23 protein-coding genes and 1 riboswitch are annotated in these 19,848 nt (G+C 57.4%); of the genes, 10 read left to right on the top strand and 13 right to left on the bottom strand.

From position 1 onward, the window contains the following. Positions 1 to 21: 21 nt before the first annotated feature. The 7 genes from ACNKH6_RS06970 to napF form a co-directional block, all read right to left on the bottom strand. The gene (locus ACNKH6_RS06970; RefSeq protein WP_417914830.1) at positions 22 to 339 is read right to left on the bottom strand and encodes a pyrimidine/purine nucleoside phosphorylase; all 318 of its coding nucleotides are present in this window, start codon (positions 337 to 339) and stop codon (positions 22 to 24) included. Positions 340 to 869: 530 nt separating this feature from the next. After that, on the bottom strand, positions 870 to 1,418 hold the full coding sequence (locus tag ACNKH6_RS06965) for a nitrate reductase cytochrome c-type subunit (protein ID WP_417914829.1): 549 nt from the start codon (positions 1,416 to 1,418) through the stop codon (positions 870 to 872). A gap of 11 nt (positions 1,419 to 1,429) precedes the next feature. Continuing rightward, positions 1,430 to 2,266, bottom strand: coding sequence for a quinol dehydrogenase ferredoxin subunit NapH (gene napH / locus ACNKH6_RS06960; protein WP_417914828.1), 837 nt, complete (start codon positions 2,264 to 2,266; stop codon positions 1,430 to 1,432). Next, positions 2,263 to 3,138: a ferredoxin-type protein NapG gene (gene napG / locus ACNKH6_RS06955; protein WP_417914827.1), complete on the bottom strand. Its 876-nt coding sequence runs from the start codon at positions 3,136 to 3,138 to the stop codon at positions 2,263 to 2,265. Before napG ends, napH begins: the two co-directional genes overlap by 4 nt. Positions 3,139 to 3,149: 11 nt before the next feature. Then, positions 3,150 to 5,654, bottom strand: coding sequence for a nitrate reductase catalytic subunit NapA (napA, locus tag ACNKH6_RS06950; RefSeq protein ID WP_417914826.1), 2,505 nt, complete (start codon positions 5,652 to 5,654; stop codon positions 3,150 to 3,152). 112 nt (positions 5,655 to 5,766) lie between these two features. Beyond that, on the bottom strand, positions 5,767 to 5,997 hold the full coding sequence (locus ACNKH6_RS06945; RefSeq protein WP_417914825.1) for a chaperone NapD: 231 nt from the start codon (positions 5,995 to 5,997) through the stop codon (positions 5,767 to 5,769). Further along, a complete protein-coding gene (napF, locus tag ACNKH6_RS06940; protein ID WP_417914824.1) occupies positions 5,994 to 6,503 on the bottom strand; it encodes a ferredoxin-type protein NapF in 510 nt (169 codons plus the stop codon). Before napF ends, ACNKH6_RS06945 begins: the two co-directional genes overlap by 4 nt. A gap of 304 nt (positions 6,504 to 6,807) precedes the next feature. Between napF and ACNKH6_RS06935 the strand changes: the two genes are divergently transcribed. Then, positions 6,808 to 7,488, top strand: a complete 681-nt coding sequence (locus ACNKH6_RS06935; RefSeq protein WP_417914823.1) for a Crp/Fnr family transcriptional regulator — start codon at positions 6,808 to 6,810, stop codon at positions 7,486 to 7,488. A gap of 76 nt (positions 7,489 to 7,564) precedes the next feature. Here ACNKH6_RS06935 and ACNKH6_RS06930 read toward each other — a convergent pair whose 3' ends face one another. After that, positions 7,565 to 7,921, bottom strand: coding sequence for a group I truncated hemoglobin (locus ACNKH6_RS06930; RefSeq protein WP_417914839.1), 357 nt, complete (start codon positions 7,919 to 7,921; stop codon positions 7,565 to 7,567). 499 nt (positions 7,922 to 8,420) lie between these two features. Here ACNKH6_RS06930 and ACNKH6_RS06925 point away from each other — a divergent pair, with 499 nt between their 5' ends. The 6 genes from ACNKH6_RS06925 to ACNKH6_RS06900 are packed head-to-tail and all read left to right on the top strand — an operon-like array spanning position 8,421 to position 11,404. After that, complete coding sequence (locus ACNKH6_RS06925) at positions 8,421 to 9,563, top strand: NifB/NifX family molybdenum-iron cluster-binding protein (RefSeq protein WP_417914822.1); 1,143 nt, start codon at positions 8,421 to 8,423, stop codon at positions 9,561 to 9,563. A gap of 22 nt (positions 9,564 to 9,585) precedes the next feature. Then, the gene (locus ACNKH6_RS06920) at positions 9,586 to 9,891 is read left to right on the top strand and encodes a (2Fe-2S) ferredoxin domain-containing protein (protein WP_417914821.1); all 306 of its coding nucleotides are present in this window, start codon (positions 9,586 to 9,588) and stop codon (positions 9,889 to 9,891) included. Then, on the top strand, positions 9,888 to 10,334 hold the full coding sequence (locus ACNKH6_RS06915; RefSeq protein WP_417914820.1) for a GNAT family N-acetyltransferase: 447 nt from the start codon (positions 9,888 to 9,890) through the stop codon (positions 10,332 to 10,334). The genes ACNKH6_RS06920 and ACNKH6_RS06915 overlap by 4 nt, the downstream gene beginning before the upstream one ends. Beyond that, on the top strand, positions 10,331 to 10,786 hold the full coding sequence (locus ACNKH6_RS06910) for a hypothetical protein (RefSeq protein ID WP_417914819.1): 456 nt from the start codon (positions 10,331 to 10,333) through the stop codon (positions 10,784 to 10,786). The genes ACNKH6_RS06915 and ACNKH6_RS06910 overlap by 4 nt, the downstream gene beginning before the upstream one ends. Positions 10,787 to 10,843: 57 nt before the next feature. Beyond that, positions 10,844 to 11,149, top strand: coding sequence for a hypothetical protein (locus tag ACNKH6_RS06905; RefSeq protein ID WP_417914818.1), 306 nt, complete (start codon positions 10,844 to 10,846; stop codon positions 11,147 to 11,149). 33 nt (positions 11,150 to 11,182) lie between these two features. Further along, positions 11,183 to 11,404: a Nif11-like leader peptide family natural product precursor gene (locus ACNKH6_RS06900; RefSeq protein WP_417914817.1), complete on the top strand. Its 222-nt coding sequence runs from the start codon at positions 11,183 to 11,185 to the stop codon at positions 11,402 to 11,404. 20 nt (positions 11,405 to 11,424) lie between these two features. Here the strand turns inward: ACNKH6_RS06900 and ACNKH6_RS06895 are convergent, their stop codons facing one another. Genes ACNKH6_RS06895 through ACNKH6_RS06880 form a run of 4 tightly spaced genes read right to left on the bottom strand, consistent with a single transcriptional unit; the run spans position 11,425 to position 16,531 of the window. Continuing rightward, entirely contained in the window at positions 11,425 to 12,093 is a 669-nt protein-coding gene (locus tag ACNKH6_RS06895) for a hypothetical protein (RefSeq protein WP_417914816.1), read from the bottom strand. Further along, the gene (locus ACNKH6_RS06890; protein WP_417914815.1) at positions 12,090 to 13,844 is read right to left on the bottom strand and encodes a BatD family protein; all 1,755 of its coding nucleotides are present in this window, start codon (positions 13,842 to 13,844) and stop codon (positions 12,090 to 12,092) included. Before ACNKH6_RS06890 ends, ACNKH6_RS06895 begins: the two co-directional genes overlap by 4 nt. Beyond that, on the bottom strand, positions 13,844 to 15,811 hold the full coding sequence (locus ACNKH6_RS06885; protein WP_417914814.1) for a VWA domain-containing protein: 1,968 nt from the start codon (positions 15,809 to 15,811) through the stop codon (positions 13,844 to 13,846). Before ACNKH6_RS06885 ends, ACNKH6_RS06890 begins: the two co-directional genes overlap by 1 nt. A 21-nt stretch (positions 15,812 to 15,832) precedes the next feature. Further along, positions 15,833 to 16,531, bottom strand: coding sequence for a DUF1722 domain-containing protein (locus ACNKH6_RS06880; protein WP_417914813.1), 699 nt, complete (start codon positions 16,529 to 16,531; stop codon positions 15,833 to 15,835). Between the two features lie 416 nt (positions 16,532 to 16,947). Between ACNKH6_RS06880 and ACNKH6_RS06875 the strand changes: the two genes are divergently transcribed. Then, positions 16,948 to 17,493, top strand: coding sequence for a DUF882 domain-containing protein (locus ACNKH6_RS06875; RefSeq protein WP_417914812.1), 546 nt, complete (start codon positions 16,948 to 16,950; stop codon positions 17,491 to 17,493). Here ACNKH6_RS06875 and ACNKH6_RS06870 read toward each other — a convergent pair. Beyond that, a complete protein-coding gene (locus tag ACNKH6_RS06870) occupies positions 17,460 to 18,314 on the bottom strand; it encodes a hypothetical protein (RefSeq protein WP_417914811.1) in 855 nt (284 codons plus the stop codon). The two genes, ACNKH6_RS06875 and ACNKH6_RS06870, sit on opposite strands and share 34 nt — an antisense overlap. 153 nt (positions 18,315 to 18,467) lie before the next feature. Beyond that, positions 18,468 to 18,713, bottom strand: a riboswitch (cobalamin riboswitch). 214 nt (positions 18,714 to 18,927) lie between these two features. Between ACNKH6_RS06870 and ACNKH6_RS06865 the strand changes: the two genes are divergently transcribed. Both ACNKH6_RS06865 and ACNKH6_RS06860 read left to right on the top strand, forming a co-directional pair. After that, a complete protein-coding gene (locus ACNKH6_RS06865) occupies positions 18,928 to 19,248 on the top strand; it encodes a hypothetical protein (RefSeq protein WP_417914810.1) in 321 nt (106 codons plus the stop codon). 179 nt (positions 19,249 to 19,427) lie between these two features. Next, entirely contained in the window at positions 19,428 to 19,799 is a 372-nt protein-coding gene (locus ACNKH6_RS06860) for a hypothetical protein (protein ID WP_417914809.1), read from the top strand. Positions 19,800 to 19,848: the final 49 nt, after the last annotated feature.

Raw genomic sequence — 19,848 nt, 5'->3', positions numbered from 1 at the left:
CAGAGGCTGCCTTTTTTCATCTCATTCCGCGAGAAATGAGCAGCAGTAATCCGTCACTGTTTTGACCTGCATTTTGAATTTCGATTTCGCAGGGACCTCGAACGCCTGTCCGCCTGCAACCGCCTGCCAGCCAGAGTTCTGCGGCAGCAGCACATCCAGCTCGCCGGAATGAATTTCCATCAGCTCTTTAGCATCGGTGTTGAACTCGTATTCGCCAGGCAGCATGATGCCCAGGGTCTTTTTTGAGCCGTCGGCAAAGCATACTGTGCGGCTGGTCACCTTGCCGTCAAAGTAGATGTTCGCCTTCCGCAGAACCGTCACATTGCTGAACTCAGACATAAAATTCCTCAATCGTAATAAATGGATAAGAAAAGCTGCCTCGGCTTGCCGTTTCAAAACTGCGCCGAGGTGCGTCTGATCGTAATCTCTTTTTGCGAGCAGCGCAAGCGACAGGTTGGTCTCAATAAAAAAACCGACTTTTCCTGCGAAAGAAAAGTCGGTTAAAAAAGAAGAGATGAAGAACACTTTGGTATAAGCAAACTGCATGCCAGTTCTGCGCTTCTTAAAAGAACAAATTTTTATTCAAACAAAATAAAATAATTAAATGTAAATTCTTCCTCTAAGGCCGTCTGCTTCTCTCCAGCCCGCTGTGTAATTTTTTTGCCAGCTCCCCCGGTGCTTTTTTTGAAAACAGGCCATGAATGCGGCCTTTGCAGGCCAATTCAATCTTTATAAAAAATATCATTTTTTTGCTGGCTGGTTACAAAGCCACAGACTGCCAGAAAGGTTTTCCCTTCTGCGCAGCCTGTTCAGTCATCGCCAGCGTTGTCAGCCTTTTTTTCTTGCCAAGGAACCTCGCCGCAACGATCTTACTTCTTGGTTCCTAAAGAATATTTCCCCTTGCCGCTGCCAAAGACATTTTCCACCAACGGCGGCGCATCAACTTGTCCAACATGGCACTGCGTGCAGAAATGCCAGCGTTTTGCGATGCTTTCCGTTTCCTTGCCTTCTCTGTCCAGATAGTGGGTTTTGAAAGGACGCGGTGCGCCTGAACCATCAACACCGTGACACAGAAGACAGTCATTCCATGTGGAATTCAGAGTGAAGCCAGTAATATCATGCGGAATGACTGGCGGCTGGTGGATGAAGGTGCGGGGAATCACGTTGTTGCTGAATTTCCAGTTCGGGTCAACCGGCGCGTCTTCCGGGCCGGTGATTTCGTTTTTGCGCAAGCCTTGCAGCGGGGCAGCGACATCCGCAACGTGCGCAACATCAGCCTGCTGAAGAATCTCAGTCTGAACATCGACCTGCATCGGCACCTCGTTCTGCGCCGGGGAATTGTCCTTTTTGCCGCCAAGAGCGAACGAGCAAGTCAGAGCGACGGTCAGCAGAGAGAAGAGGAGAACGGTCTTTTTCATGATAGACTCCATCAAGTTCTTTTGGAGAAGCAAAACACATCCTGCGGGCAGACATCCATGCAGCGTCCGCAGTTGAGACAGTTGTGGGCAAGAATGACCGGGCTTGCATCGCCCTTGAGCGCGGGGCGGATGACCTGCGGCTCTGGGCAGACGGTGAAGCAGTCCATGCAGTCGGTGCAGCGATCCCGGCCAGCGGCTTTGACCCGCAGCAGCGCGATGCTGCCCAGCAGGCTGTAGGATGCGCCGACCGGGCAGAGATGCCCGCACCAGCCATGCCGGAGAACAAATGCGTCAAAGATGAAGATCGCGGCGAGCAGCAGCCAGCCCAGACCCATGCCGAAAAGCAGGCCGCGCTGGAGGGCGGTCACAGGATTGACCGCTTCCCAGACTATGCTGCCGGTCAGCGCGGACAAGATGATGATGAAGCCGAGCAGCCACCAGCGGGTTGCTTTGCTCAGGCTGAGGTTTTTCTTCAATTCCAGCCGCCGGTTCGTCCAAGCGGCTGCGTCGGTGACAAGGTTGACCGGGCAGACCCAGGCGCAGTACGTCCGCCCGCCGAGCAGGCTGTAGATTGCCAGCACAGCGATGAAGCCAAAAACAGCGGTGGTTTCCGGCAGATGTCTGGCCGCCAAGGATTGAACAAAGATCAGCGGATCAGTCAGCGGCAGGAAACCAAGCACTGTGCTGGCTGAGAGTGTCCCTTTGATCAGCCAGATGCCAGCCAGCGGCCCCAGCAGAAAAAGGCCGAGAATGCCGAGCTGCGAGATGCGGCGGAGCAGCAGCCACTTGTGCGCCCGCAGCCAGCCTTTTGTTGCGACGGCCTCACGGCCTGCGATGCGTTGTTTCATGGCAGTTCCTCCGGTTTGCGCGCTGGCAACTCCAGCACAGGCGGAATCAGCGAATGACCGGCCTTTTCCTTTTCTTCCCAGCCCAGCCGGTAATGCCTGCCCAGCTCGCCTTTGGCCTGCGCCAGCGGCAGCACCTTGATCGCCGGATTTTCCAGCACGCAGGACCGCTCGCATTTGCCGCAGCCGGTGCAATGCTTGGAATGCACGGTCGGAATCAGGCGGGCATGAACGCCGGTGCGCTGATTGACCTGCATTTCCAGGGTCAGGGCCTTGTCAAGCAGCGGGCAATTGCGGTAGCAGACATCGCAGCGCAAGCCCTGATGATTGAGGCAGTTTTCGTGATCCACCAGCACGGCCAGCCCCATTCTGGCCTTGTCAATTGAGGGGAGTTTCTTGTTGAGCGCGCCAGAAGGGCAGGCTTTGACGCAGGGCATGTCCTCGCAGAGGCGGCAAGGACTGATCCGGGGGATGAAATACGGTGTTCCCGCCGGGATTTCACTGCCCAGCTCCGCCAAGCGCAGCACCGGCACCGCTGTTTCTAACGGTGCGTTTGCGCCCAACTCAGCTAACTGCGAGACAAATGCGCCTGCGTCTGTCGGGAAGGCTGCTGGCTGCTCTGTCGCATCTCCGCCTTTGTCATGGCGGAGCTTCTCCGCGCAGGCCCGCACGCACTGGCCGCAGCGCAGGCAGGCGGAGAGGAAGTCCTCTTCCGGCAATGCGCCGGGCGGACGGAAGGCATGAGGCGGCAAGGCCTTGGCCGACTGCTGATGTCCGCCGAGCAGGGCGGCCAGCACAAACGCGCCAGCCGCTGCTGGAAGGGTTTCGGTTAAAAGCCGCCGCCGTGCCGGGCTGGCAGGCCGTTCAGTTTCCATGATCCGCTCCGTCATGCCTTCATGATCTTGACCGCGCACTTCTTGAAGTCGGTCTGTTTGGAGATCGGGCAGGTTGCGTCCAAAGTCAGTTTATTGACCAAGCGGCCTTCGTCAAACCACGGGATGAAGACCAGCCCCTGCGGCGGCTTGTTGCGGCCTTGCGTCTCCACGGTGCAGGTGATCTCGCCCCGGCGGGAGACTATCTTTGCCAGCTCGCCGCGCTTGAGGCCGCGTTTTTTCGCATCGTCCGGGTGGATGAAGAGCAGCGCGTCCGGCACAGCCCGGTACAGCTCCGGCACCCGGCGGGTCATGGAGCCGGAATGCCAGTGCTCCAGAACGCGGCCCGTGCAGAGCCAGAGGTCGTATTCCGCGTCCGGCATCTCCGGCGGCGGCTCGTAGGGCAGGGCGAAGATCACCGCCTTGCCGTCCTTCTGGCCGTAGAACTTCACGCCCTCGCCTTTTTTCACATACGGATCATAGCCTTCGCGGAAACGCCAGAGGGTTTCCTTGCCGTCCACCACCGGCCAACGCAGGCCCCGCGCCTGATGGTACATTTCATACGGAGCAAGGTCATGGCCGTGGCCCCGGCCAAACTTGGCGTATTCCTCGAACAGCCCTTTCTGGATGTAGAAGCCGAAATAATGGGCCTCATCGTTGTCAAAGCCCTGTTGCAGCTGGCTGAGAGGGAACTCGTTCACTTGGCCGTTAGCGTAGAGCACCTCGTACAAGGTTTTGCCCTTATAGGCCGGATTCTTATCCAGCAATTCCTGCGGCCAAACCTCATCGGTCTTGAAGCGTTTGGAGAATTCCACGATCTGCCAGAGATCGCTTTTCGCCTCACCCTTCGCTTTGACCTGCTGACGGAGGAACTGCGTCCGCCGCTCGGCGTTGCCCCAAGCGCCTTCCTTCTCCACCCACATCGCCGCAGGCAGGATCAGGTCAGCAGCCAAGGCAGTGACAGTCGGATAGACATCGGAAACGATGATGAAGTTGTTTGGGTTGCGGTAGCCGGGATAGTTCTCCTCGTTCAGGTTGGCACCAGCCTGCATGTTGTTGTTGCACATCACCCAATAGACATTCAGCTTGCCGTCCTTGAGCATCCGGCTCTGCTGAACAATGTGATAGCCGACCTTGTCTGGGATGGTGCCTTCGGGCAGCTTCCAGATTTCCTCGGCGTGATGGCGGTGCTCCGGGTTGGTGACCACCATGTCCGCAGGCAGCCGGTGGGCAAAGCAGCCGACCTCGCGGGCGGTGCCGCAGGCGGACGGCTGGCCGGTGAGCGAGAAGGGGCTGTTGCCCGGCTCAGAAATTTTGCCCACCAGCAGGTGGATGTTGTAGATCATGTTGTTGACCCACGTGCCCCGCGTGTGCTGGTTGAAGCCCATCGTCCATAAGGACATCACCTTGCGGCTGGGATCAGCATACAGCTCGGCCAAGGCCTCCAAATCTTTCTTCGGCACGCCGGACATCTGGCTGGCTTTGTCCACGGTGTACTCGGAGACGAACTTGGCGTAGTCCTCAAAGCTGCAATCAACGGCCTCAGTGGCTTTGGCCGCGTTCTTGGCTGCTTTCTCTTTCGGATGATCAGGCCGCAGGCCGTAGCCGATGTCGGTGGTGCCGATCTTGAACTTGACGTGCTGTTTGACGAAGTCCTGATTCACCTTGCCATGCTGAATGATGTAGTTGGCAATGTAGTTGAGGATGACCAAGTCGGTCTGCGGGGTGAAGACCATCGGAATGTCGGCCAGATCAAAGCAACGGTGCTGATATGTGGAGAGCACGGCCACCTTGACATGATTCGCGCTCAGGCGGCGGCTGGTGATCCGCGACCAGAGGATCGGGTGCATTTCCGCCATGTTTGATCCCCAAAGAACGAACGCATCCGCATGTTCAATGTCGTCGTAGCAGCCCATCGGTTCGTCAATGCCGAAGGTGCGCATGAAGCCGGTGACTGCCGAGGCCATGCAGTGGCGGGCGTTGGGATCAAGGTTGTTGGTGCGCAGCCCTGCCTTGATGAACTTCTGCGCGGCGTAGCCTTCCCAGATCATCCACTGCCCGGAGCCGCACATGCCCACTGATTCCGGCCCGTTCTTCTTGATGGATTCTTTGAACTTCAGCTCCATGATGTCGAAGGCCTCTTTCCACGACACCGGGGCGAACTCGCCGTTCTTGTCGTATTGGCCGTTCTTCTTGCGCAGCAGGGGCTGAGTCAGGCGGTCCTTGCCGTACATGATCTTGGACAGGAAATAGCCCTTGATGCAGTTCAGGCCCCGGTTGACCGGCGCATCCGGGTCGCCTTGTGTGGCCACCACTTTGCCGTCCTTTGTGCCGACCAGCACGGTGCAGCCCGTGCCGCAGAAACGGCAGGGAGCTTTGTCCCAGCGGATGCCGTCGCCCTCATTTTGCTGAACCTGAGCCGGGCTTTCAGCCGCAGCCGGAAGGTTCACGCCGACCACCGCTGCTGCCGCTGCCGCCGCGTTGGCCCGGATGAAATCACGCCTGTTCATTTTTTTCATAAAATCCTCCTCCTTGTGAATTCGTTTTTCGTAGGGGCAGGCCCCTGTGCCTGCCCTTGTCTCTTCATTCCGGTCTTCTGAGAACCATCAGGGCGGTCACGGGGGGCCGCCCCTACTCATCGCAATAATTGTAAATCATTGCCGCATTCAGCACGCCGGGCAGGAGCTGCACCTTCATAATCGTCTCCGACGGAGTTGCATCCGGCGTGTCCTCAACCGTGATGATCATCCTGCCGTCGGGCTGGGCCAGATGTACCTCAACCCCGGCCAAAGCCGCCATCTGCCCGCGCAGGTTTTCCACATGCTCCGGGCGGGAATGCACCACGATGCTGGAAATATTCATTGTTTTCCTCGTTCTTGTTTTTGAGCATCATTCAGAGAAACCGCGCCGACCGGGCAAACGCTGACGCAGCCTCCGCAGCCGGTGCATTGATCGACCTGAATTTGCGGCAGCTGCCCTTCCGTCAGCGAAAAACGGATTGCCCCATGCTCGCAGCGGTCGCCGCAGCTCCGGCAGAGCACACGCTGTGCCAGCAGGCAGCTTTCCGCTATACACGCTTGCAGATGCCACGGCTTGCTTTCTGCCTCGAAGCGCAGTGCGCCGGTTGGGCAGCTTTGGGCGCAGTCGCCGCAGAAGGTGCAGGAGCCGCTGCTGAAATCAACGACGGGAAAGCCGCTCTCATCCATGCTGATGATGCCGCTGGCGCAGGCTCGAACGCAGGCACCGCAGCCGTCGCAGAGACTGTGAAAGGACTCGCCAGTGGCAGACCAAGGCGGATGGAGAGGAGTTTTCCGCTGGGAAGTCTGAGGAACTGCTTGCAGGAGGTATTCGAGGCACTTGTTTGCCAAAAATGATGTCAAGCTGCTCATAATGCCCCCTTCAAGCCGCAAATCGGCAGAGAAAAAATCTGTTAAGAAATCATGAAATTGCTGCCAATCACCCTCGGTTGCAATTTTGCAGAGTATGCTGCGATTTTGTAACAAATGCAGTCTGCTCCAGCCGAAAAATACAGTCAGACGAATAAGTTTCGCCTTTACTCCGGCTTGTTTTTCTTCTTGCGCTTTACCGATATTTCTGACTATAGAAACAGTATAGCTGCCCGCACTGTCCCAGTGCCTTGACCCGCATCAAGAGGAAGGAGAAAAAAACGCCATGAAAGGAAAAGAAAAAATTTTAGCCGAGTCAGTCCTTTTTCAGGGCATCTCCGGGCAGCCTCTGGCCGAGCTTGCTGCGATGGCCGTGGAAAAACACTTTCGGCGCGGCGAGACAATTTTTATGGAAGGTGCGGTGAGCTGCGGCTTTTACATGGTCGCCGAAGGGCAGATCAAGCTCGTCAAGATGGCCTTGGACGGCAGGGAGCAAATTCTGTATATCTTGGGGCTGGGCGAGCCGTTCGGCATCGTGCCGGTCTTTCACGGCCAGCATTTTCCAGCCAGCGCGGTCAGCATGGGCGCAGCTTCCGCCTTGTTTTTCCCAAAAAATGAGTTTATCGAGCTGATCAGCGCGCACCCTGATTTATCTTTGGCGATCATGGCCGCGCTGGCCAGGCGGCTGCGCCGTTTTGCCGCTAAAATTGAAAGCCTTGCGCTGAAAGACGTGCCAGAGCGGCTGTCCTCACATCTCCTCTATCTGGCCGAGCAGCAGGGGCATGTTGATCATGTGCTGCTTGATATTCCAAAGAAACAACTGGCCAATCTGCTGGGCACCAGCGCGGAGACCTTGTCGCGGATTTTTGCTGAGATGAGCGCGGGTGGACTGATCCGGGTGGACGGACGGCGGATTCAGCTGCTTAATTACACGAAACTGCAGGAGAAATTTTACAGGGGGGGGTGAAATGAGACAAAACAAGTCAAGCTGACCAGTGCGGCCAGCCTGACTTACGGCACGGAGTACAACAGCCTTCGTGCTTTTACTTGTTCAACACATCCTTCCGCACGCTGTTGGCGACATCAGTGACTTTCTGAATCAGCTCAGGCTTCACCTTCAGCTCTTTCAGTGCCGCACCAAGATGCTCAATGATGATGTCGAAGTGGGTGTCGTTCAGCCCGCGCTGCACCAGATGGGCATGAACGACGCGGAGATCACGGCCTGCATAATGATTTGGCCCGCCGAACGCGAAGGTGAGGAAGCCCTTCTGCATGCCGCGCTGACGGTTCATGTCCACGCCTTTGAAAAAGCCATTAACCCGGTCATCAGCCAGCACTTTTTTGTAGAACAGATCAACAGCGGCATCAACGGCTTTCTCGCCGCCAATCTGCTCGTACAGCGACGGTTCAGCGGGTTTGTTGGTCTCAGCCTTGCTCTCTTTGGCGGCAGGAGCAGCAGCTTTATCGGCAGCAAAGGCATTGGGGCCTGCGGCGACAGTCAGCAGCGCGGCGGCAAAAAGGATAGTTTTCTTCATGAATAAGGCTCCTTGCAGTGATTGCAGTGTGAATGGCAGTAATTCTGCCGAAGTATAATCTTGCCTGCTTTTTCTACTATACCGGCAAGCGCAGCTCCCTTTCCTTGATATAGATCAAGAAATGAAAAAAGTTTGAGCGGTTTTTCCCGCTCATTTTTTTTCTGATCACATCCGACAAAAACGCCTTTGTATTACCATGTTGTTGCATTTTCTTCGAAAATGAATAGCCCGCACCTTTAGGCTGTCATTGTCCCATCCTGACGTTTTCACTGAAGAAACATAGCATTCCATCTCTTGGCACAGCCTTTGCTTTGAACAAGGTAAAGGGCGGGGATCAACGCCGCCCGCTGCTGAGGATGACACCATGCTGCAATATCCCCAAGAACACCGCGCCTGCCCCCGCTCAATGCGGATTGAAAGCCTGCTTCTGCCGATTGCGCCGCAGGCGGTCTGCGGCAGGCGTTTCGGCGGCGGCAAAGCGGCTGCGGCCCTGCCGCCCGCAGAGGCTGCCGCGTGGCTTGACGAGCTGCTCAAAGGCGGCAAGAGCATCGGCGGCGTGACGGTTTGCGGGCCGGGCGATGCCTTGGCCGCGCCTGAAATTCTCTTCGCCGCACTTGACCTGATCCGCGCCAAGCATCCTGAGTTCAGCCTGCGCGTGACTGCTGCCGGATTGGGCGCGGCGGCCCTTGCGCCAAAGCTGGCGGAGCGGAACATTGCCGAGATCAGCCTGCAAGTGGAGGCAGTAGCGGCAGAAATTGCTGAGAAAATATACACGTGGATCCGTCCGGGCAAGCGGACGCTCCCGCTGGCTGAGGCGGCGGCGATTCTGATCAGCGAGCAGGAAAAAGCGGTCGCGGCTCTGGCGCAGGCCGGGCTGAAAGTGACTATTCAGACCACGGTCTATCCGGGCATCAACGACGAGCACGTTACTGCGATTGCGGAGAAAATGGTACAGCTTGGCGCATCCTCCATGACCTTGCTGCCCTTTACGCCCGTGCCAGAGGAAGAAGGTGCGCCGCCCGCTTGTTCCGTCGCAGTGCTGGATCAGGCCAAAGCAGCGGCGGCGGCGCATCTGGCACTGGCTGAATACGACGCGACCCTGCTCACTCCGCCCGGCAGCGGCACTGCTTTCGCCGGAACGCTGCTGCCCAAGCCGACAAAAGAGCGGCCCAATGTGGCCGTGGTCAGCAGCAGCGGCATGGAGGTGGATCTGCACCTCGGTCAGGCCGAAAAAATCCTGATTTACGGCCCGCGCGGCGGCGACGAGCTGCCCTCGCTGCTCACGGTGCGCGACGCGCAGGAAGCAGGCGCAGGAACTTCCCGCTGGGAGACGTTGGCCCGCGAATGCCTCTTTGACTGCTTCGCCCTGCTGGCGGCGAAGGCGGGCGAGAATCCGCAGAAGGTGCTGGCGGAGCAGGGCATCAAGGTGCTGCTGGCTGAAGACAGCATTGACGGTCTGGTGGACGTGCTCTACGGCGGCGGCAAAAAACAAAAGTGCAAGAAATAATCTCATCCGAACGAGGGAAGAAATGGCCATACCAAAGCGGCAGATTTTGCTCTGCCAGAGTTTCCGCGCAGCAGGCGACAAAAAAGGCATCTGCCACAAGCAGAGCGAAGGTTTTCTGCAATACATCGAAGAGGAAGTGCTGGATCGCGGCTTGGACTGCCTCATCACCGCCACCACCTGCCTCAAGCAATGCGAGAAAGGGCCGGTGATGGTGATTCAGCCGGAAAACTGGTGGTTTGGCGGCGTGAACAGCGAGGAGGTGATTGATGCCATTCTCGACGGCCTTGAAGAGGGCGAGCCTGCGGCCAAGTATCTGATTTCAGAATGAACGCCGTCATCCGCCGCGCCAGACCGGAGGACATCCCAGCCCTTGTCGGCCTGCTGCGGCTGCTCTTCAGCATTGAGAAAGATTTTGTCTTCGATGCGGCCAAGCAGGAGCGTGGTTTGCGGCTGCTCTTGGGCCGGGAAGAGGCGGCGGTTTTCGCAGCGGAGCTGGACGGCGCGGCGGTCGGCATGTGCACGGGACAGCTGCTGATTTCTACCGCCCAAGGCGGACCGTCCGCGCTGATTGAGGATGTGGCGGTGCTGCCTGCACAGCAGGGAAAGGGCCTTGGCAGGCGGCTTGCAGCTGCCGCCGAAGCATGGGCGGTCAGCCAAGGAGCCAGCCGCGTGCAGCTGTTGGCTGACCGGAACAACGCCCCGGCCTTGGCCTTTTACCAAAAAACGGGATTTCAGACCACGGCGATGATCTGCCTGCGGAAAATACTATGAAAATTCAGCCGCTGCATGAACTACGCCAAGTCACGGGCTGGGAGGAGTTCTTCCGTCACGGCGAGGGCTTTCTGAACACGGCGGCGCGGGCGCAGAGCAAGGGCGTGCAGGCCTTCACCCCGGAAATACTGTATAACCTGATTGCGATGGCCATTGAGAAATTCATCATGGCCGCGCTGATGCGCTGCGGCGAGCTGCCGTACAACCACACGATGGCTGATCTGGTCGCGGCGATGGAGCAGGTCTTTCCGGGCAAAATGGGGGAGATCGGCGAGGGACTACTGAAGATGGATCAGTATCAGGACATCTGCGATCTGGACGGCTTCAAAATCAGCCCGCCGCAGATGAAGGAAATCCCGGCAATGCTGGAGCTGGCGGAGCGGCTGCGGCGGTTGGTGGCTGGCCTGACAGACCGTGATGGGCAAGCTGCCCCTACAGGTCGCGTGTCGTAAGGGCAGGCCCCTGTGCCTGCCCGCTCTGCGGAAAAATTCATCAATCCGGTTAAAAACATGCCAGAACGGAAACTCGGTGTGGTCAAGGAAATCGTCGAGGCGGCGGGCATGGGCATCGCCCATGTCTATGAGGACTTAGTTTTCCTCAACCACAACGCCTTTCTGCTGCAATTCACCGGCGACAGCGGCAGGCTGCTGCTCCATCTCAACCGCGACGCGGAGCAGGCACTGGCGCAGGAGCAGATCGTCCTGCTCAAGCAGGCGGCGGCAGAGCGGGAAATGCGACTTGACGACGGCGGCTTCTACGTCTTGGCGCAGGACGGCGAGGAAAGCCTGCGGATTGAATTTTTCCCTCATCAATAAAAACAACAAGCACTTTACAGGAGAGGTCTGATCATGGCGAAAGCGGACGTGGAAAAGCTGCTGACAGCGGGCGGCAAGGATAAAAAGATCAAAGCGAAATACGATGTTCCGGCCAGCAAGGAGGAATTTGTCGCGCTGGCTGCTGAGGACGGCTATCACTTCACCGTCGAGGAGCTGGAGGCGGTGCTGAAGGAGTCGGGCGATGTCTTTGAAAAATACGGCAACCCGCCTAAGCGTTCGATCTGGTGGACGTAGGCAGCAATACCTGCGGCAGTTCAATGGCTGGGCGCAATCTGCTGCATGTTGCTTTGCTCCAGCCAGCCGCTGCGTCCGTCTTCATCACGGACGAAGAGGTAGCTTTCATGCTTTTTGTGCAAAGGCCGCACCAAGGAACCGCCTTTGAGCGCGGCAATTTGCTCTGCCTCGGCAAAGGGCGAAAGCTGGAGCTGCGCGTCACGGAGCACCACGCCGTCCTGCCAGTGCTGATAGCCCAGCCACGCTGGCGGCAGCGGCAGCAAGGCCGCCGCGAGCAGCAACGCGCTTAGGCGGCAGGCTTGCGGAAAACGCTGGCGGCCTAAAAGCCCGGCAGCAAGCACGGTCAGCGAAAACAGAAAAAAGGCCGAGCCGGAAAGCAGCAGCCACTGATCTGCGCCAAGCAGTGCTGACAGCTGTTCTGGCAGCGTTTTTTTTCTCAGCAGGCCAGCGGTGCTGCGCAGCTCGCTCAGTTTGTTCTCAGCCGCAATGGCTCCCGGAACGAGGAGCAGGGCGCGTTCATAGTTCAGCATGGCCAGCCCGGTTTGACCGGCATCAGCATAACTGTCGGCCAAATGAAGCAGTTGCTCCGCAGCCGAAAGCTGGTTCTGCGCAGAAAGGCTGCTGAAGAGCAGATGAACCGCGCAGAACAGAGCGGCGGTCAGCAGAAAGAAGAAAAAATTCCGTTTCATGCCAGTTTGACCAGCTCCTGTCGCACGGTCTGCAACATGACCTCCATCTCGCGTTCAGCCAATGGTTCCAGCGCATAACCGCTGGCTTCGAGCCGGGCAAAGACCGGCAGCAAAGGCGAATCCGCAGGCAGCCCTTCTCGCAAATCGTTCATGGTGATGGCGGCAGCGTTCCGCCCCCACAAGGTGCCAATCCAATGTTGCACCGCCTCCCGGCAATGCCGCCGGAACTGCTCCTGCTCCCCTGCAACGATGGCCTCCCGCATCGCCCGGCAATCCCGCGCCAGCTGCCGTTCCGCCTGTCTGCGCCGCACCGTGCCGGGATTATGCTCCAACCGTTTTCGGCGCAAATCAAGCAGCAGCCCGGCAACTGAACAGCAGGCGGCACCAGCGATCAAAAGCTGAAATGGCCGCTGCCGATACAGCGGCTGGAGATGCAAAACGGACTGGACTGGCTCCCCAGCGGCAGGCGGCACGAACTGCCGTTTTTTCGGTTGGACGGGCGGAGCAGGCTGGGGCGCAGGCGCCTGTTCTGGCGCACTGTGAAGACGCAGGGGAATCGGCTCGCTGGTCAGGGTGATGTAGTCTCCGGCAGCCGGATCAAAATATGAAAAACGCAGCGGCGGCACGGCCTTCAGGCTGCTGCTGACCGGCACTATCGCCTGCTCAAAAGTCTTTTCGCCTTTGCTGCCCTTGCCGGAAAAGCTGTTCGCAGGCGGATAGACCTTCCAGCCTGCGCTGTCCGTCAGCTCAGGAGCCTGCACCCGGTCAAAATTGCCGCTGCCGGTGATTTTCATCTTCAAGGTGATTGGCTCGCCTAATTTGCCGTCCGCAGGCGCGGCAGCCACGGCCAAACTGAAGGTGCCCACCGCGCCTTTGAAATCTGCCGGACGGTTTTTGGCCGGAAGCGGCAGGGCTGTCACCAGCTTGTCCGGGCTGGCAAACTTGACTTCTTTGCGGGTGTAGCTGCTGAACAGCTCGTCAAACAGGGGATCATCCATGAAGGGCTGATCAAACGAATTGCTGCCGCGCCGCGTCGGCAGCATCAGATCGGCATTCACCTCCATCGCCAAAGGCGCGGCCCCTTCTTTCAGGGCTGAAATGCTGCCGCGCCAAGTCAGCACCGTGAACAGCTCGCCTTGCACTTGTTCCTGCTGCTGGATCGGCTGGGCATCCAATGATTGAAGGAGAAAATTTTCATTGGTCAGACGCGGCTCGGTCTTGATATGGATGCGGTGCCCCGGCTTGAAATAGGCTTTGAGAGTAAAAGGAACGATCTGGCCAATGTGGAAGGTTTCCTTTTCCGGTTGAATCCGCATGAAGCCAACATCTTCTGCTGCCAGCGGCGCAGTGTCAGGCGCGGCTGCCGAGAAACTGCCTTTCGCTGGGCCGACCGTGCAGCGCAGCGGTTGGGTGAGGTAATCTTTGCCATCCGCCCGCACCTTGACCGGGCCGATGCTGTATTGCCCTTCCTTCTCTGCCTGCACGGAAAAGGTGAAGGCCACGCTGGACGAGAACTGCCCGTTGTTCCAGACAGACTGCTGGCTTTGCCCAAGCTGGCGGAAACGCAGGCCGTCAGCGACAGGCAGTTCCGGCTGCGCGTTACTGGCTCCGTTGACGATGATGGCCAATTCCGCAGCCTGATCCACGGCGAAAGCCGCCGGATTCAGCTCCGCCTTGACCTGCACCTCTGCCGCCCAGCCGCTGGCGGCCAAACAACAGAGTAGACCAAGCAGCAGGATGACGCGCCGCATCACCAGTCTCTGCCGACCGCTTCGTTGTCGGCAGCCTCTTGCGGCATGAAATTCAGTTCGCCCTGCTCGCTCTTCAAGCTGTCGAGCAGGCTCTTCGCCTCCTCCTCAGTCATTTTTCCTGTCATTTTCGCCTCCTCCTTTTCCTGCCCCTGCGACGGCTTTCTGTCTGCTGGCGCGGACTGCCTGTCCGCCGCCGCATCCTTCTTGCTCTGCGGTTGTTCCTTATCCTTATCAGAAGGCGCAGCGGCTGCTTGCCCGTCCTGCGGCGGCTCCTTTTTTTTCTCCGCGTTCATGCTGCCTTGCTGCTGGGACTTGCTTTGTTCCTGCTTCTCTCCAGAATCAGTGCCTTGTTTTTTTGTCGCACTGTCCTGCTTGCCCTGCTGTCCGCCGCCTTGCTGCTTGGGCGACTCCTCTTTTTTCTCCGCGTTCATTTCGCCTTGCTGCTGATTCTTCTTCTGCTGCTCCTGCTGCCGTTGCTTCAGCTCCGCCAATTTTTTTTCCACCACTTGCAGACTGCGGGCCGCCGGTTTATTTTCCGGCATCAGCCGGAGAGCTGCCGCAAAAGACTGCTTGGCCTGCTGCAACTGCTGCACCGCCTGATTCAGATTGGCAGATTCCAGTGCCCGGCCTGCCGCATACTGACTTGCACCTCGATTATAATAACTTTTTTCCTGCAACGCCACATCGTCAGTCTGCAATGCTTTGCTGAATTCCTCAGCAGCCCGCCCGTAGCTGCCTTGCTTGTGCAGTGCTGCGCCAAGATTGAAATGCACGGCAGGATTGCTGCTGTCCTCTGCCAGCTTGCGCTGATACAGCTTGGCAGCTTCTTGGTAGTTCCCGGCCTGAAACAACGTGCTGCCCTCATCCGCCCGAACTGGCGCGGCGCAAAAGACCAGCAGCAGCGCTGCCGCTGCCTGCCGTTTCTTCTGCCATCTCCGGCCTGCGGTGGTGATGAAGGGCAGGCGCAGCGGATTGCGGCGGCCTATCAGCAAAAATTCCAAGCTGAACAGCAGCACTGCCGCTCCCAGAGGCCATTGAAAGCGTTCAATCGGCACCTTCTTCGTGCGCTGGCCGCGCTCCTCCTTGGGAATCAAGGCCAGCTTGCGTTCCCGCACCGTGTCAAGCCCTTGGCCCATGTTGCCGAGCGGCACATAGCTGCCGCCGGTTTTTTCCGCAATGGCGGTGAGCATGGTTTCGTCCAGCTTTGAGGTGACAAACGCGCCGTTGCCATCTTTGACAAAATTGCCCGGTCCGCCGCCCGGCAGCGGAATCAACTCGCCCTGCGGCGTGCCCACACCTATAGTATAAATAAGCAGTTGCTCCTGTTGTGCCAGTTCCGCCGCCGCGAGAGTCTGCTGGCCCAAATCTTCGCCGTCAGTCAGCAGGAGCAAAATTTTGTGATTGGATTCATTGGCAAGAATCTTGGCCGCCTCACGGATCGCCCTGCCGACATCCGTGCCGCCTTTGGGAATCGCAGTGACATCCAAGGCATCCAGCGCGGCGTTGAAGGCTTCATAATCGGCGGTCAGCGGGCAGAGCAGAAAAGAGGCGCCGGCAAAGGGCAGCAGGCCAATTCGGTCGCCGTCAAGTTTGGCGGTGAAGTCGCGCACCGCCAGCTTGGCCCGCTGAAGGCGGCTGGGCTTCAAATCCGGTGCCAGCATGGATTTGGACACATCAAAGCCGATCAAAATGTCTATGCCTCTGCTGCGCAGCTCAATCACGTGGTGACCCCATTGGGGCCGAGCCAAGGCAAGAAAAAGGCAGGCCAATCCAGCGAGGAAACAGGCATTCTTCAGCCGCCGCCGTATGGGTGAGACATTGGCGGTCAGGATGGGCAGCAGATGCGGCGAGGCGAACCGCTCCAGCATTTTCCGCCGTCGCAGTGTGCTGAAGATGAGGAACAAGCTGGCGGCGCAGCAGGCCAGCAGCCCGGCAGCCAGCCAGAATGGTTGGGCAAAAGAAGGCATCAGGACACAATCAGCTATGGTTCAGGGTGCATCCAGCCACACCGCCAGCTCGGCCAAGGCAGTGGAGGCGAGCAAATACGGCTCCTTATGCAGCATGGCCCTGCGCTGCGTCTCCTCCAGCAGACGGAGACAAGGCCAGTCTGACGGATTGTCCGTTGGCGCAGGAGCAAGCCCGGCCACATGGCCCCAGATGTGCTGCGCGGCATTTCTCAGCCCGCCTGCGGACGGCGGCTGCCGCAGCAGTTCCGCGAGCAGCTTGGCTAACTGGGCAAAATCCGCCCTGCCGCTGGCGGTGCTTTGGCCAATCTCTTTATACAACAAGACATCACGGGCCAGCACGGAATATTTGTGCTGACTCCAGAGCTGCTGGGCCGTGCGGGGCAGAGGAATCCGCCCCGGCTCCCGGTCAGCATATTTGCTCCTGAGCAGGGCAAATTGCGCTGCCGGTTCATCAAGATAGCTGCGTGGCCAGCTGTCCGCGCCCGCCAGCGCAGGCAGCGGCGACTGCTCCCGGTAGCCGCGTAGGCGCATTTCGCAGGCTAACTGCCGGTGGCGGACAGCCAAGGCCTGACCGTGCCCGGCCCAGCGCAGGGTTTCCGGGTGGCGCGAATACCCCTTTTTTCCTTCAGCAAGGATGACGGCTATGCCGTGCAGCTCCCGGTGTTCGCCCAGCAGACTCTGCCGGTTGAGATAACCAGGGCTGATGTCCCAGATTCGCATAGAAGCAGATTCAAGCTGTCAACTAGAGCAGTTTTGGGTTGAATAACCCATTGAGGAATAACTTTCAATACGTTATGTGGTTGATGCGCATTCAGCTTGATGTCCGGTTCGCGCGTGACCGCTATAATGCCCAGCCAGTTTCTGACCATGTCGCACGGCAAATTTTTTCTGCCATTTTGGACAGAAAAAGCAGGCGGCAAACGCTGCGCTCTTTCTGTGATACCTCATTGTCGTATATTTTCTCTGTTTGGGAGAGGTTGACAGGCGATGAAATATTCTGTTTAATAAACAGTATCAGACCGCATTCCGTTTTTTGCACTGTTCAAAAAATTTTATCAGGACGCACAGCAAAGCCTTTTGCCGATGTTCTCTGCTTTGCTTTTTCTGCGGCCTGCCATGAAGGAAGAGAGACTGCCATGATGGATAGACGTTCTTTGCTTGTCCTTGGCGCCAAGGCTGCCGCCGGGATAATCGCCGCTCAGGCCGCTCCAGCTTTGGCCGCTGGCCGTGTTGAAAAAGGCAATAGAAATTTGGCATTTTATCATACGCACACCCGTGAATGCCTTGATATCACCTATGTCCGCAACGGTCTCTATGATCCTAAGGCCCTGCGCCAGATCAACCGGTACCTCCGTGATTTCCGCACCAGCGAGGTGCATCCCATTGACCCGGAAATTTTCGATATCCTCTGGCAGATTCAGCAAGAAATCGGCTGCCGCAGCACCTATGAGATCGTCTCCGCCTACCGCTCGCCGCAGAGCAATCAGGAGCTGCGTGAGAAAAGCGGCGGAGTGGCCAAGCGCAGTCTGCACATGTCCGGCCAAGCGATTGACATCCGCCTGACCGGCAAAAACACCCGCATGGTGCGCGACTGCGCCATCGCCCTTGAAGCGGGCGGCGTGGGCTATTACGCCTCCTCAGATTTTGTTCACATCGACACCGGCAAATTCCGCATCTGGTAGTCGGCTGACGGAAGAGCGGTTTCCGCTTCTTCCCCGCCGCTGCTGCGGATGGTCTCCATCAACCTGCGGTCGCCGCAGTTGAGGATGACTGCGTCCAATCCGGCCTCAGCCAGCAGCGGCAGCAGTCGGCACTGACACGCTGACCGCTTGGTCGGCGGCAGAAAGGCTGCTGCGCTGGAAAGCCCGGCAAGGCTCCGCACCGGTGTTGGGCCGAGCAGCGGCAAGGCGGCAAGGGTTTCCAGCACCGGCTCAAGATCAGGCATCCCCTGAGAATTTGGCCGGAAAAGCGGATCCAGCCAGAGCTTGTTTGGCGGAAAACTGACGCGCCCGGCAGTCTCCAGAACTTCGGCGGCTAGCAGCAGGCGGTCGTCCGCAGCGCAAGCGATCATGCCGGGCTTGGTCAGCAGCACAACCAGACCTGCTTCATACTTCCCTGCTTTTTCCATATCGGCAGCCAGCGTTGCCGGATCAGCGGTCACCAAATTGATTGTGATCTTGCCGCGATGCCGTTGCAGCAGCTCTGGCTGGTTCAAAACCTGCGAAGCGACAAACAGCGGCAAGTCAGCCGCATCCAGCACCGTTGCCACCGCCCATGTCAGCAATTCGCTGTTTTTCTTTGCCGGGCCAAGATTCAAATCCAAGGCATCAGCCCCAGCTTCCGCCTGCCGCTTGGCCATCGCCGCCAAAGCCCGGCTGTCTTTTTCCTCAATCGCCCGAAAAAACAGCGGGTTCAAGATGTGCATGTCCTGACCAATAATGGTCAGCGGCTTCCGTGCTGCTCTGCCCTGCTGGCGGCGTTCTGCCTGTGTGGAAAAATTCATAGTGTTCTCCTTGCGTTGTTCATGGATGACGGCAAAAATGCTGTGAATGAACGCAAGGAACTGGCCGGACTGCGGATGCAGGGAATGCGGGCCGCAGGCACGGCGCGAAAGGCGCGGTGCGGCATGACTTTCTCCTCTCCTCGAAGGGGATAAAGCGGATGGTGCGTTGCCGGCAGGTTTTCGGACTTGCGGACGATGCAGGCGTGCGCCTGCGGGCCTACTGACCGCCGCTTCCCACGCCAAAACTCGGCGCAGTGCTTTTCCTTGTGCAAGGAGACGGTGTTCGTTTCCACTTACCGCTGCGGGCCAGTTCCGGTTTCACACCGGATTCCCTGTCGGCTGTCTGTCAGAAGAGTAAATGCTCTCCACCGCAGAACAGCCTGCCACACCTCCCATGAGGTGTACCGGCAGCCATTATGATGGGACTACTTTATATGGTGGATGTGCTTTGGTCAAGCACTAAATGCGGGTAAATCGCTGAGGCAGATTGAAAAAACAATGGGCAGGAAAATTAGGTAATCTACCTAATGTGCAACTCTTAAAAAATATCCGATCCATTGGACGCATCCTGTAGCATAGCGGCATCTAAGCCCTATTCGCAAGGAGTGCGACAATGGATCGAGACGATTTTGTTATTGCTGTCTTTCTGCTTGCCTGTGAACAATACAGCGCCATCAAACAGCAAGACCGGCTGCGGCGGGGCGGATTCAACCCTGCCTTGACATATGAGGAGGTCATCACCATGGAAATCTGCGGCGGAAATTTCAAACTCGAATGCGACAAGGACATCTCCGCATGCTTCCGTTCGCATTATCCGCACTTTTTTCATAAACTTGCTGGCAGGTCTTTATTTGTCTGCCAGGATGCAAATTTATGGCATATTAAAGCGGATGTTCAACCGCGCTTAATAATAAATCACTGGACAATTCAATGATCATGTTCAAGAAATTGACACATTTCCGCTGCCTGTTTGCGTCCGCACCGGAGCTGTGCGGGATCATTGTTTTCCGGAAGAGGCTGATTTTGGTTGTTGCGCCGCAAAAGACATACACTGCTACGGATTCAAATTGTGTTTGCGCATTTCACGGCTTGGAATGATCACATCATTATCCATTGACACCTGCACGTCCGCATGATATTCAAAGCATAGACACATTTCTTGATGGATTTGCAGGAATTGCACCGGCAGGTTTGCTGCTGGAGCGTCACGGAATCATTTTTGTCACTCCTCAGAGGAAAAATATGAAAACTAAGTTTCCTAATTCTCTTCTCAAATTCTGTAAGCGTGTCAGAAAGCGTATCGAAACAGCAGGCTCCCATTTGACGAAACGTTTCAAAACAGACCAGATTCGTGCGCATGATCTTTGGCATTTTCAGCACCGTCTGATTCGTAAAATCTTGGCGCATACAGTAGACACTATATCGAATTTTAGGTTGCAATATTTTAAAATTTATGTTACTTGTTGTTTTACTTTGTTAATTTAAAATTTAAGCCCCAAAAAAGGCAAACTGGCGAAGAGGACATAAAAATGAC

The sequence above is a fragment of the Candidatus Electronema sp. JM genome, assembly GCF_048287415.1.
Classification (GTDB): Bacteria; Desulfobacterota; Desulfobulbia; order Desulfobulbales; family Desulfobulbaceae; genus Electronema.
This window is presented reverse-complemented; position numbering and strand designations above follow the sequence as displayed.